The sequence below is a fragment of the Mesorhizobium sp. Ca11 genome (assembly GCF_020165275.1).
In the GTDB taxonomy this organism is placed as follows: domain Bacteria; phylum Pseudomonadota; class Alphaproteobacteria; order Rhizobiales; family Rhizobiaceae; genus Mesorhizobium.
Genome location: NZ_JAIUHU010000017.1, coordinates 81,063 through 93,522, shown reverse-complemented (window position 1 = coordinate 93,522; position 12,460 = coordinate 81,063). Strand labels below are relative to the sequence as shown.

At 64.7% G+C, this 12,460-nt stretch carries 15 protein-coding genes; 8 read left to right on the top strand and 7 right to left on the bottom strand.

Annotated elements, in window-relative coordinates:
• The 3 genes from LB538_RS24785 to LB538_RS24775 form a co-directional block, all read right to left on the bottom strand.
• Positions 1-933, bottom strand: a complete 933-nt coding sequence (locus LB538_RS24785) for a 3-keto-5-aminohexanoate cleavage protein (RefSeq protein WP_224530354.1) — start codon at positions 931-933, stop codon at positions 1-3.
• 120 nt (positions 934-1,053) lie between these two features.
• On the bottom strand, positions 1,054-1,272 hold the full coding sequence (locus LB538_RS24780; RefSeq protein ID WP_224530355.1) for a hypothetical protein: 219 nt from the start codon (positions 1,270-1,272) through the stop codon (positions 1,054-1,056).
• Between the two features lie 96 nt (positions 1,273-1,368).
• Entirely contained in the window at positions 1,369-2,007 is a 639-nt protein-coding gene (locus LB538_RS24775) for an FMN-dependent NADH-azoreductase (protein ID WP_224530357.1), read from the bottom strand.
• Between the two features lie 113 nt (positions 2,008-2,120).
• Here LB538_RS24775 and LB538_RS24770 point away from each other — a divergent pair, with 113 nt between their 5' ends.
• Positions 2,121-3,068: a LysR family transcriptional regulator gene (locus LB538_RS24770; RefSeq protein ID WP_224530359.1), complete on the top strand. Its 948-nt coding sequence runs from the start codon at positions 2,121-2,123 to the stop codon at positions 3,066-3,068.
• Here LB538_RS24770 and LB538_RS24765 read toward each other — a convergent pair.
• The gene (locus LB538_RS24765) at positions 3,010-3,636 is read right to left on the bottom strand and encodes a TetR/AcrR family transcriptional regulator (protein WP_224530366.1); all 627 of its coding nucleotides are present in this window, start codon (positions 3,634-3,636) and stop codon (positions 3,010-3,012) included. The genes LB538_RS24770 and LB538_RS24765 overlap by 59 nt on opposite strands.
• Positions 3,637-3,702: 66 nt before the next feature.
• Here LB538_RS24765 and LB538_RS24760 point away from each other — a divergent pair, with 66 nt between their 5' ends.
• Positions 3,703-4,128: a VOC family protein gene (locus LB538_RS24760; protein ID WP_224530368.1), complete on the top strand. Its 426-nt coding sequence runs from the start codon at positions 3,703-3,705 to the stop codon at positions 4,126-4,128.
• 15 nt (positions 4,129-4,143) lie between these two features.
• On the opposite strand, the gene LB538_RS24755 is transcribed toward LB538_RS24760, so the two are convergent.
• Positions 4,144-5,091 carry a S1C family serine protease gene (locus LB538_RS24755; RefSeq protein WP_224530374.1) on the bottom strand — a complete coding sequence of 316 codons (948 nt, stop codon included), beginning with the start codon at positions 5,089-5,091 and terminating at the stop codon, positions 4,144-4,146.
• 160 nt (positions 5,092-5,251) lie between these two features.
• On the opposite strand from LB538_RS24755, the gene LB538_RS24750 reads away from it, so the two are divergent.
• The 3 genes from LB538_RS24750 to LB538_RS24740 all read left to right on the top strand — a co-directional run bounded on the left by LB538_RS24750 (position 5,252) and on the right by LB538_RS24740 (position 7,752).
• On the top strand, positions 5,252-6,127 hold the full coding sequence (locus tag LB538_RS24750; RefSeq protein ID WP_224530377.1) for a S1C family serine protease: 876 nt from the start codon (positions 5,252-5,254) through the stop codon (positions 6,125-6,127).
• Between the two features lie 8 nt (positions 6,128-6,135).
• On the top strand, positions 6,136-6,780 hold the full coding sequence (locus LB538_RS24745) for a helix-turn-helix transcriptional regulator (protein WP_095766639.1): 645 nt from the start codon (positions 6,136-6,138) through the stop codon (positions 6,778-6,780).
• Between the two features lie 105 nt (positions 6,781-6,885).
• The gene (locus LB538_RS24740) at positions 6,886-7,752 is read left to right on the top strand and encodes an SDR family oxidoreductase (RefSeq protein WP_224530381.1); all 867 of its coding nucleotides are present in this window, start codon (positions 6,886-6,888) and stop codon (positions 7,750-7,752) included.
• 15 nt (positions 7,753-7,767) lie between these two features.
• On the opposite strand, the gene LB538_RS24735 is transcribed toward LB538_RS24740, so the two are convergent.
• Positions 7,768-8,286, bottom strand: a complete 519-nt coding sequence (locus tag LB538_RS24735) for a TIGR00645 family protein (protein ID WP_224530384.1) — start codon at positions 8,284-8,286, stop codon at positions 7,768-7,770.
• A 420-nt stretch (positions 8,287-8,706) separates the two neighbouring features.
• Positions 8,707-9,513, bottom strand: coding sequence for an OmpA family protein (locus LB538_RS24730; protein ID WP_224530386.1), 807 nt, complete (start codon positions 9,511-9,513; stop codon positions 8,707-8,709).
• Between the two features lie 6 nt (positions 9,514-9,519).
• Between LB538_RS24730 and LB538_RS24725 the strand changes: the two genes are divergently transcribed.
• The 3 genes from LB538_RS24725 (at position 9,520) to LB538_RS24715 (ending at position 12,381) form a co-directional block, all read left to right on the top strand.
• Positions 9,520-11,079: a hypothetical protein gene (locus tag LB538_RS24725; protein ID WP_224530389.1), complete on the top strand. Its 1,560-nt coding sequence runs from the start codon at positions 9,520-9,522 to the stop codon at positions 11,077-11,079.
• 178 nt (positions 11,080-11,257) lie between these two features.
• Entirely contained in the window at positions 11,258-11,704 is a 447-nt protein-coding gene (locus LB538_RS24720) for a YcgN family cysteine cluster protein (RefSeq protein WP_095766643.1), read from the top strand.
• 323 nt (positions 11,705-12,027) lie between these two features.
• A complete protein-coding gene (locus LB538_RS24715; RefSeq protein WP_095766645.1) occupies positions 12,028-12,381 on the top strand; it encodes a hypothetical protein in 354 nt (117 codons plus the stop codon).
• The last annotated feature ends 79 nt before the right edge of the window (positions 12,382-12,460 follow it).

Genomic DNA, 12,460 nt, shown 5'->3' with positions numbered 1-12,460 from the left:
TCAGAACGCGACCTTGTCGCCGCCCTTGAGCTGGAGGATCTGCCGCGCTTCGTCGGGTGTGGCGATCGAGGCGCCGAGGCCTTCGATGATCTGGCGCACCTTGGTGACCTGCTCGGCGCTGGAGCGGGCGAGCTTGCCCTTGCCGATCCATAGCGAGTCTTCCAGACCGACACGTACATTGCCGCCGAGCGCAATCGCCTGCGTGGCGATCGGCAGTTGGTGGCGGCCGGCGCCCAGCACCGACCAGTGATAGTCGTTGCCGAACAGGCGGTCGGCGGTGCGCTTCATATGGGCGACGTCTTCCGGGTGGGTGCCGATGCCGCCCAGGATGCCGAACACGCTCTGGACGAAGAACGGCGCCTTGACCAGGCCGCGCTCGACGAAATGCGCCAGCGTGTAGAGATGGCCGATGTCGTAGCATTCGATCTCGAAGCGCGTGCCGTTGTCGGCGCAGGTGCGCAAGATGTGCTCGATGTCGCCAAAGGTGTTGCGGAAGATGCGGTCGCGCGAGGATTCCAGATAGGGCCGCTCCCAGTCATGCTCGAAGGTCTTGAAGCGCTCCAGCATCGGGAACAGCGCGAAATTCATCGAGCCCATGTTGAGCGACGCGACTTCGGGTGCGAACATCTTGGCCGGCCTGACGCGCTCCTCCACGCTCATCGTCGCCGCACCCCCGGTGGTGATGTTGACCACGCAGTTGGAGCGCTGCTTGATGACCTGCAGGAACGGGGCGAAGGCCTCGGTCGACTGGTCTGGGCGGCCGTCGACCGGGTTACGGGCGTGGAGGTGGACGATCGCCGCGCCTGCCTCGGCCGCCTCGATGGCCGCGGTCGCGATCTCTTGCGCCGTCACCGGCAGATGCGGCGACATTGACGGCGTATGGATCGAGCCTGTGACCGCGCAGGTGATGATGATCTTGTTCTGGTTCGCCACTTTTGGTGCCCTGACTTCGTTGTTGGACTGCGCCTATTTAACCGCGCCTTGCTTTGATGCCGGAAATGAACTGCTTCGACAGCACGATGTCGAGCAAGCTAATCGGCGGTGCCGCCAGTGTCAGCCCGGTGAACAGCACCCCCAGTCGGTGGTGAATTCGCCGACGAACACGGTCAACCCCTGCGGCAGTGTCTTCAAATTGTCGGAGGTGGTCAGGACCAGGGGGAAGAAAAAGTCGTTCCAGTTGTTTGCGCTGGCGGCGGGCGGATCGCTGTCGGCAGAGCAGGATATCGGATCGCGCTCGGCGCCGTGAGGCTGGTCCTGCGCGAGGACCGCCATCCAGCCGTGGTGCTGCCGCCGCCGTAGGGGGCGAAAATGCAAAAAAGAGGCGGGCGCTGGCGGGCGCCTGCCTCTTTTCATTTCCGGCATCGGCGGTCAGGCCGCGGCGGCGACCTGGTCAGCCGTGGCGGCGGCGATCGCGTCGACCTTGGCGGTGGCCTTGGCGAGCGCGGCGGTGACTGCGTCGGCGCCCATACCGACACCCTCGACGCGGATGATTTCGACATCAGTCATGCCGAGGAAGCCGAGCACGCTGCGCAGATAGGGAACCGCATGGTCCATCTGCACTGCGGCGCCTTCGGAGTAGATGCCGCCGGAAGCGAGCACGATATAGACCTTCTTGCCGTTGACGAGGCCCTTCGGGCTGCCTTCGACATAGGCAAAGGTCTTGCCGGAGCGGGCGACGTGGTCGACCCAGGACTTCAACGTCGAGGAGATGTTGAAGTTGATGAAGCCTGTCGCGAGGATCACGGTGTCGGCAGCGAAAAGCTCGTCGAGCACGGCGTCGGAGACGCCGACGACCTCGGCCTGGCGCGGCGTGCGTGCTTCGGCCGGCGTGTAGATGCCGGTGGCGTAGTCGGGATCGATATGCGGCAGCGGATTGGCGACCAGATCGCGCACGACAAGCGTGTTGGCCGGATCGGCGGCAGCAAGCTTCCGGGCAAGATCGGTGGCGACGCGGGTCGAGTGCGAAGCGTCGCCGCGCGGGCTGGAGGTGACGAGAAGAATAGACATGGCGGTGTCCCCTTGGGGTTGGATTGAACTTTCCGCCCAAATATGGGATTGCTGTCCCATCAGGATAATGGGTATAATATGCATACAATCCATCAACAAAATGGATGGGAAGCATGCAGCCGAACCCGACATTGGATCAGCTCCAAATTCTAGTGGCGGTGGCCGACACCGGCAGCTTCTCTGCCGCGGGCCGCAAGCTCAACCGGGCGCAGTCGGTGGTAAGCTACGGCATCGCCAATCTCGAAGCGCAGCTCGGACTGAAATTGTTCGAACGCGAAGGCGTGCGCGAGCCGCAACTGACCGACGTCGGCAAGGCGATGCTGGAAGATGCGCGGCGCATGATCGGCGTGCTGCAGCGCATCCGTTCGCGTGCCGACGGCTACCGGCAAGGGCTGGAAGCGGAAGTGGTGATATCGGTCGACGTGGCGCTGCCCTCACCGGCGCTGGTGCGCGTGCTCAAAGCCTTCGAGGCGCAATTCCCGGCGGTCATGCTGCGGCTTTATATCGGCTCGCTCGGCCTCATTGTCGACCAGGTCGTCAACGGCCAGGCGGATCTCGGCTTCGGCGGCCTGCAAGGCGATGCCGATGTCAATCTGCTGCGCGTCGGCTTCATCTCGCTGGTGCCGGCTGCCGCACCCGATCATCCGCTGGCGAAACTGCCGAAGCCGGTCGGGATCGAGGATCTGCGCGAGCACATCCAGCTTGTCGTCACCGACCAGTCGGAGCGGACGCGCGGCCGCGACTATGGCGTGTTTGCCTATCGCACTTGGCGGCTTACGGACCTGCGCACCAAGCACGCGCTGATGCGCGAGGGACTTGGCTGGGGCGGCCTGCCGCGCTGGCTGATCGCCGACGACCTAGCCAGCGGACGGCTGGTCGAACTCGATCTCGAGCCTTACCGCGAAGTCCGTTCGCCGATGTACGCCATGCACCGCAACGACCGCAGCCCCAAGCCGGCGGCATCCTGGCTGATCGACGAGTTCAAGCGGCAACTCGGCTGCTTCACCGAGACGGAGCCGGGCGTTTGGACGGAGGAGGAGCCGGAGACAAGCCGTCCATGAGCGCGATCAGCACCGCGCGGTAATCCTCGCTGGACGCGCCGGCCTCGATGGCTAATGCGGCTCGATCGAAGGCGGCCGCCAGCAGGACGGTCACCGCCTCGACCGGCAATCTGGTCATTGCTTGCGCGCGCATCGCCGCGACCAGGCCTTCGCGCAGCGAGCGGTTGCCGTGGCGGTTGTCGATCTCGTCCATGGCCGCGCGCCCGAGCACGGCCGGCCCGTCGAGCAGCAGAAGCCGCGTGCGGCCGGGCGCCTGCATTGCCTCGAGATAGGCGTCCGAGCCTGCGATCAGCGCGTCGCGCGCGGATAGCGACGGCGGGGAGGCTTGGTCGATCTCGGCCGCAACGGCTGCTGCTTCCTGCTCGACCACCGCCGCGAACAGCGCCTGCTTGTCGGCGAAGTGATGGTAGAGCGCGCCGCGCGTCACGCCGGCCTCGGCGACGATCTCCGGCGTGCCGGTCTCGGCATAGGACTTTTCCGTAAACAGCTTTCGCGCCGCGCGGATCAGATCGGCGCGCGTCGCCTCGGTGCGGTTGCGATTGGAGCGGCGTCCGGACTCTTGTTGCATACATGCAGCCTGTATGTTATTTGCATTTACATACAGACTGTATGTTGGATGAGAGGAGAAGGAAAGATGAGGACGACAAGCTATTATCCGGTGCTGATGACGGATGATGTCGCAGGCACTGCGGATTTTTATGTCGAGCATTTCCGCTTCGAGCCGCTGTTTGCGAGCGACTGGTATGTGCATCTGCGCTCCAGTGAGGACAGGCGCGTCAACCTTGGCATCGTCCAGGGCGACCATGAGACGATCCCGCAAGAGGGGCGGGGGCGAACGTCGGGCCTGCTGATCAATTTCGAGGTCCGCGATCCCGACGCGGTCTATGCGCGGATTGTCGCCGCTGGCCTGCCGATCCTGCGCAGCTTGCGCGACGAGCCCTTCGGCCAGCGCCATTTCATCACCAGGGATCCCAACGGCGTGCTGATCGACGTCATCAAGCCGATCCCGCCAAGCGAGGAGTTCCTGGCGCAATATGCGGAGGGCGCAGCCGGGAGTTAGACCGGCGCGGCAATCTCAGCTCGTCCGCGCCACCGGCGTCACCGTCACCTGGCTGACGCCGGTGCGACGCACGACCGTGCAGAGCGTCTCGCGGCCGATGCGCTCGGCGTCGAGCATGCGCACGAGGTCGTCGACGCCGGTGACCGGCCGTCCGTCGATAGCGGCGATGATGTCGCCTTCCTTCAGGCCGGCCTTGGCGGCGGGACCGTTCTTCTCGACGCTGCGCAGGCGCACCGCCGTGTTCGTGGTCACCTGCGACAGAAGTGCCGCACGGCGCGGCAGGTTGGTCGTGTCGGCGGAAATGCCGATGAAGGCGCGACGCACGCGGCCGAAGCGGATGATTTCCGAGATGACGAAATTGGCGGTATTGGAGGCGACCGCGAAGGCGATGCCCTGCGCGCCGTGGATCATGGCGGTGTTGACGCCGATCACCTCGCCCGCCGACGATACCAGCGGTCCGCCCGAATTGCCGGGATTGAGCGCGGCATCGGTCTGGATGACGTCGTCGATCAGCCGGCCGGTCGAGGCGCGCATCGAGCGGCCGAGCGCCGAGACGACGCCGGCGGTGACGGTCCATTCGAAACCGAGCGGATTGCCGATCGCGATCGCGATCTGGCCGCGGCGCAGGCGCTTGGAATCGCCGAGCGGCGCGACGTCGGCGAAACTGCCGTCGGCGCGCACGAGCGCTATGTCGGTGTCGGGGTCGCGGCCAAGCACATGGCCTTCGCGCGAGGCACCGTCCGGCATGGTGACGCGCACGGCGCGCGCGTCGCCGACGACATGGAAATTGGTGACGACCAGCCCGTCCTGCGCGATGACGAAGCCGGAGCCGTGGCCGCCGGCGCCGATGCGTTCGATGCGGCAGACGGCTGGGCCGATCCGGTCGACGGCGTCGGCAACGGATGCCGAATAAGCATCGAGCAGACTGTCGTCGGATGGAAGTATTTCGGCTGCGAAAGCCATCGGCGTGTTCCCTCGTAGAATGATGACTATATGTGCGGAGCAGCCGCAATTGCCGCGACCTGACCAGATGGCCAGTCCGGCCGGCGACTAGCCGTCAGGCGAGTACCCGCGGCGGTGTTACCGAGCGATATCTGGGTCACCGAACCCAGGAGACAGTCTTATGAGCGACTTCAACCTCAGTGCCTTTTCCGACGCGATCGCCGATGTCGCGGCCACCGCCGCCCCCGCGCTGGCGAGTTTCGTCACGCACCATCACCGCACCGCGAGCGCCTTCCATTGGCGCGACGGCTATTTTGTCACCGCCGAGGAAGCGGTCGAAGCCGGCGAGGAGATCGAATTGACGCTGGCTTCCGGCGAAACCGTCAAGGCCGAGCTCGTCGGACGCGATCCTTCGACGGGCGTTGCCCTGTTGAAGCCTGCTTCCGGCGCTGCCGGGTTGCCGCAACTGGCTCAGGCCGGCGCCGTGCGGCCCGGCCATATCGCGATTGCGGTCGGCAACAGCGACGGCGCCGCGCTTGCGGTGCTCGGCACAGTCGGCGAGGTCGGGCCGGCGTGGCGCTCGATGCGCGGCGGCACGATCGACCGGCGTATCAACCTTGCCATCAACACCGGCGGGCGCTTCGAGGGCGGGCCGGTGCTCGACGCCAAGGGCGGCGTGATCGGCATGCTCTTGTTCGGGCCGCGCCGGCGGGCGCTGGTGATGCCCTACGAGACGATCGAGCGCGCGGTCGCGACGTTGCGCGAGAAGGGTCATGTCGCGCGCGGCTATCTCGGCGCCGGATTGCATCCGATCCGCAATGGCGACACGAAAGGCGCCATGGTGATGAGCCTCGACGATAACGGCCCGGCCAAGGCCGCCGGCCTGCATGTCGGCGACATCATCGTCGCCTGGAACGGCGAGGCGGTGCATGGTCCGCGCGAGCTTATCCGCAAGCTCGGGCCGGACAGCGCCGGCACCACCGTTACGCTCGGTGTTTCAAGCGGCGGCGCTGAGCGCGATGTCTCGATCACCATCGGCGAGAAGCCGCTGAGCTGAGAGGGTCTATGGCAAACAGCGCAGCACAAGCAGTCGCGAGACCGGAGCCGGCAATTCACCGGCTGACGGTGCTGGTCGCGCTCGCCGATGCCCAGCGCGCCGAGCAACTTGCCGATGCGCTGGCCGCGAGCGACGATCTGGCGCCGGCCTTGGCTGGAAGCGGCGTCGGCCAAATGGCGGATGTCGCCATCGCCGATGAGGCCGGCCTGGAAGGCTGGGTCGTCAGTTCGGCCACCCCAATCGTCCTGCTTTCGCGGCGTGCGGGCAGCGAGCAGGTGGCAGACAATGTGCTGGCCGTGCTGCCTGCCTCCGCAGATGGCCTGCTGATCGCCGCCGCAGCGCGGTTGGCGGCCTCAGGCTACCGCGTCGGCAGGGCGGCGCCGTCGGAGGCGCATGGCGATTTCCACGATGACGAGCCTGCCGAGGAAGAGACGCCTGACGACAACCAGCCTCGCCCGGCTTTGTCGCCCCGCGAGGCTGAGGTGCTGGCTCTGCTGGCCGAAGGCGCGCCGAACAAGGTCATCGCCCGGCGGCTCAACATTTCCGTGCACACGGCGAAGTTCCATGTGGCCGCCATCCTGATCAAGCTCGGCGCCGCCAACCGCACCGACGCGATTGCGATCGCGATGCGGCAGGGGCTGGTATTGGTCTGACCCTGTCCGCACGACGTTGCGTAATCTCGGCCCGTCCCCTTCGGCTCTTGCGCCAAGTGTGTCGCCCGCGCAAGTTGCCTTCCCAATTGAAGAGGGATGCAAAAAATGTCGCTCCACGGAAAGACGCTGTTCATCTCGGGCGGATCGCGCGGCATCGGGTTGGCGATCGCGTTGCGCGCGGCGCGCGACGGCGCCAATGTGACGATCGCGGCCAAGACCGCCGAGCCGCATCCGAAGTTGCCGGGCACCATCTACAGCGCGGCGGAAGAGATCGAGCAGGCCGGCGGCAAGGCGCTGCCGGTGCTTTGCGACATTCGCGACGAGGTCCAGGTCGCCGATGCGGTGGCAAGAACCGTCGAGCGGTTCGGCGGCATCGACATCTGCGTCAACAATGCCAGCGCCATCCAGCTCACCGGCACGCTGGAGACGGACATGAAGCGCTACGATCTGATGCACCAGATCAACACGCGCGGCACCTTCCTCGTCTCCAAAATGTGCATTCCCCACCTTAAGTTGGCAAACAATCCTCACATCCTGAATCTGGCGCCCCCGCTCGACATGAAGGCCAAGTGGTTCAAGAACCATGTCGCCTACACAATGGCCAAGTTCGGCATGTCGATGTGCACGCTGGGCATGAGCGCCGAATTCGCCAAGGACGGTATCGCGGTCAATTCGCTATGGCCGATCTCCACCATCGATACCGCGGCCGTGCGCAATCTTCTGGGCGGTGCAACAGTGGCCGCGATGAGCCGCTCACCCGACATCATGGCCGACGCCGCGCATGCGATCTTCATGCGCCCGTCGCGCGAGGCGACTGGCAATTTCTACATCGACGAAGAGGTGCTGCGCGCCGAAGGCGTGACGGACTTCTCGATCTATGCGCCGGGCGCGGCCGATCAGCTGGCGGGCGACTTCTTCGTTCCCGACGAGGTGTTCGCGAACTCGCAGACGGAGGTAAAAAGGATCTACTGACGGACCGGGTCCGCCTCAATCCATCTCGGCCTTCTTGCCCTTGGCGAGCGCCATGACGCGGTCGATATAGGCCAGCATCAGCGCCGAGACGACGAAGGCGAGGTGGATGATGGTCAGCCACATCAGCTGGTCGGTCGTGTAGGACACCGAATTCAGGAACACCTGCAAAAGGTGGATGGAGGAGATGGCAACGATGGTCGAGGCGACCTTGACCTTCAGCGAGCCGACATCGATTGTGCCCAGCCAATGGACCTCGCCGTCCTGCTCGTCGAAGCGGCTGACGAAATTCTCGTAGCCCGAGATGATCACCATCACCACCAGCGAGGCGACAAGCGCCGCGTCGATCAGACCGAGCATCTTCAGGATCGTGTCGGTGTCGCCGAGCGTGAAGGCGCTCATGACGAACTCATAGAGCTTCTTGCCGAAGGACAGCGCGTAGATCGCCAGCGCCACGCCGAGCCCGAGATAGAAGGCGACCAGCAGCCAGCGCGAGGCCAGGATAACGGATTCGATGGCGAGTTCGAGACGCTTCATGAAGGCTCCGGTCAATTGCGATAGAGCGTTTCACCGTTCACGGAAACGGCGAACCGCTCTATCTTTTGTTTTGACGCAAGTCCGGACGGAAGGCTACGGCGAAGGCGCCGAGCCTAACCGCTCACACTGTTCCTGGAATTGCTCTGGACGTATTTCGGCCAGGTGACACAGGTTTTCAAGGCAAAAAACCCCGCCGGGGAGGGGGCCCGGCGGGGCTCAACGTGTCCCGCTGGAGTCGGGACAGGGCAGGGAACGCCCTATCTGGAATCTGGGTGCCGCAATGCGGCGATTCAATGAGCAGGCCGGGCCAGGCAGGACAATTCTTTTTGAGCCGGTAAGGAAAAAAGGCCCGTCCGAAGCGGACGGGCCCGTCTTGCGCGCTGATTCTGCAGATCCGGGCAGGATCTTGAAATCAAACGCTCATTGTTGCTCGCTGTTGCTCGCCACCGGCGCCACCAGCGAGGTGATGCGGCGGATGGCGACACGCCGGTTCTCGCGGTTCGGACCGGGCGTGTTCACCTTGAGATACTCCTCGCCATAGCCCTGCGTGGTGAGGTTCTCGGCCGGGATGCCAAAGGCGTTGGTGAGCGCCTCGGCCACCGCCTCGGCGCGGCGGTCCGACAGAGCGAGGTTCGCGTCCGGCGTGCCGACGGCGTCGGTGTGGCCTTCGATCAGGAAGGTCTCGGCCGGGTTCTTCTTCAGAAGCTTTTCCATGGCGGTGGCGACGCCTTCGAGCTTTTGCACTTCGGTGTCGGAGAGCGTCGCCGAGCCGAAATCGAAGTTCAGCGTGTCGAGGTCGATACGCCGGGCGATGTCGCGCACGCGGGCCGAGCGCTTGACCTCGTCAATCGAGTAGAGACGCTGCACCCTTTCCACAGGTGGCTGCTCGAGGAAGGTATAATATTCGTCCGGATCCTCGACTTCCTCCGAATCCAGGATGTAGTCCCGGCGCGGGATGTCGAGCCGCATCGGTGGCAGGTCGTCGCCGGGATCGCGCCACTCGTCGACATCGTTATAGTAGCGCTCGTCGACATAGCTCAGCACGTATTCGCGGCCATCCGATGTAACGCGCGATCGCCGGATGACGTCGCCATTACGGTTGCGGATGGTGATGATCCTGACGCCGTTGTCGCGCTCCACGATTTCGCGGGTGCGGCCGCCCGAAAGATCCTCGTAGTAAACATCCCTGGCGCCGCGGGTGATGCGAGGAGCTTCGTTGCTTTCCACGAATGTTTGGTTGTTGAACTGAAGGATCACCCGGTCGCCGAACTGCTTCACCACGTCGGCACCCTGCGGCCGGCGGCGCTCTCGGACAACCTGCTCGGGCGTAAGCTCGATCCGCTTGCCTTTCTCCTGGTCCACTGGGACGATCTTTTCGGGCTTGATCGCCTGCTGCGCCGACTTGTCGTCGGTGGGCGGCGGCCCCTGATCGACCGGAGCCGGCCTCTGCGCCTGCTCGCCACCTTGCTGCTGTCCGGCCTGATTGGCGTTCTGGCCGTTGCCGGCCTGGCCATTTTCGATTTGAGCGCCACCGGTCTGGGCCCCGCCGTTCTGGCCGTTGTCGTTGCGGCCCCGGTGCTTGCGTATGGCATCTTTCTGGCTGTCCAGGACGGGCGCCTCGTTCGGATTGGCGGTTTCGCCCTGCGCGGCGTTGCCATTGGCAGGCTGGTTGTTGTTCGCCGGCTGATTGCCATTGGCCGGCTGCTCGCCGGTTGCGGGTTGCTGCTCGCCGGTGAGGGGCTTGCGGCCGGTCTTTGTCTGCTCTCCGGTCTGTGGCTGTTCGCCGGTCGCGGGTTGTTCACCTGTCGCGGGCTGTTCCGCGTTCGGCTTCTTGCCACGCTTCTTGTTGTCCTGGGCCTGTTCGCCCTGGGCTGGCTGCTCGCCATTCTGCAGCGGCTTGGCCTGCGGCACGGGCTCACCGGCCGGCGCCCGCTTCTTGGCCGGCTCGTTGGTCTGCGTCTGCTCGGTCGGGGCGGTCTCACCCTGCTGGTTCTGCTTAAGCTTCTTCCTGAGCTGATTGCCGCCTTGCTGGTTGTCGTTGGCGGGAGCAGTCTGTTCGGTCGGGGCAACCTGCTCGCCGGCTTGGCCGGCGGGCGCACCCTCAGTCTGCTGCTGATCGTGCTTGCGCTTCTTGCGGCCCTGGTTGCCTTGCTGCTGGTCGCCGGCGGCAGGCGCGACCTGTTCCGCGGGCTGCTGGTCGGCTGGCGCCGCTTCGATCTGCTGCTGGTTGCGCTTCTTCTTGCGCGGCTGCTGCTCCTCGGCCGCGGGCTGGCCGCCCTGGTCGGCGGGTGCAGCCTCGATCTGCTGCTGCTGGTCACGCTTCTTGCGCGGCTTGAATTGCTGCTCGTCGGCCGCAGGCTGGCCGCCCTGGTCGGCGGGTGCCGCCTCGATCTGCTGCTGTTGGTCGCGCTTCTTGCGTGGCTTGAACTGCTGCTCGGCCGGTGCAGCTTCCCCGGACTGGGCGCCCTCCGTCTGCTGCTGCTCGTGCCGCTTCTTGCGCGGCTGTTGCTCGGATTCGGCGGGCGCGGCCTGTTCGGCCGGCGCCGATTCGCTTTGCTGCTGCTGCTCGCGCTTCTTTCTACGCGGCTGTTCGGCTCCGCCTCGCGCGCATTCTTCGGCCGACTGGCCTTCGGCGCAGGCGGCCTGAGCCAGCACGAGCGGCGCTCCGTGCAGGCCGCCGGAAGCGACACCCCCCTGAAGCGGGTACGCGCCCAACGGCGCGGATGCCATAAGCAGGCCGATTGCCGTGCCCGCCAGAATCCGTGGTTGGCGTTTCATATCGATTTCTCCTAATGGGGTCCCATCCCTGCCCAAACTTTCATCAACCATAATTGGTTCCGTCAGGCATTGGCGCCAACCAAGGATGCCTGGCCGGCCTTTTGAAGGCAATTTCGTGTTTTTCTAATGTTGATACTGGGTCGCCGCCACACAGCGCTTGACCGGAAGACCGCGGAGGGCCAAATCCAGCCAAATGACCGCGCCATTCTGGAAAACCAAGACGCTTGAGGCGATGACCCCGGCCGAATGGGAATCGCTTTGCGACGGCTGCGGCAAATGCTGCCTGTCCAAGCTCGAGGATGAGGATACGGGCGAGATCTTCTGGACAAGCGTGGGCTGCAGGCTGTTCGACGCCGAGAACTGCCGCTGCTCCGACTATGCAAACCGCCTGGCGCGGGTGCCCGATTGCGTCGGCCTGACGCCACAGAATGTGCGCACCATCACCTGGCTGCCAAAAACCTGTGCCTACCGGCTTATTGCCGAGGGCCATGATCTCTACTGGTGGCACAGACTTGTTTCGGGAAGCGCTGAGACCGTGCACGAGGCCGGCATCTCGATCCGGGGTCGGGTGAAGGCCAAGGAAACCGATCTGGCCGACCCGGACGATTATTTTGATTATATATTGGACGACGAACCTTAGCAGTTCGCGTCTGGACGACGAACCCTGACGGGTTCGCCTCTAGATGACGAACGCTGACGAGGCGCTTTTGACGAGGAACGACGAAACCTGCGGGTTCGCGTTTAGAAACCTGAGGGGCCTCGCTTTTACGCACTTACGAGCGACGAACCCTGGCGGGTTCGCGCCTAAGGGGTTCGCGGTTTTGGCACGAGCGACGAACCCTGGCGGGTTCGCGCTTATATGAACCGGACATGAATGGCCGGTTCGCGGAAGGTTCAGATGCAAAAAGGCATTTTCCAATCATCGGTTCTACGGGCGACAGCCCACAATAAGGAGAGAAGACGATGTTCAACACGATCAGGACGGCAGCCCTTTCGGCCCTTGTCGGGCTTGGCACTTTGACGGCCATTCCGGCACATGCGGACAGCCTCTATCTCGGTTTCGGGGACAGGCACGACCCGCGTTTCGGCATCTACACCGGCGACGATGACGGTTATCGCCGCGACTGGCGCCGCGACCGCGACTGGCGCGGCTGTTCGCCGGACCGCGCCCTCGACAAGGCCGAGCGCATGGGTCTGCACCGCGCCCGCATCGTCGACATCAGCCGCCGTACCGTGAAGGTGGCAGGTCGCCAGTATGGCGACCGTGTCGTGGTGGTGTTCGCCAACGAGCGCGGCTGCCCGATCATCTATCGCTGAGGCTGAAAGGGCGATCCCGTTCGAGGATCGCTTATGCGGACGATCCTCTGCGAGGATCGCCTATGAGTAGCTGAGCCCC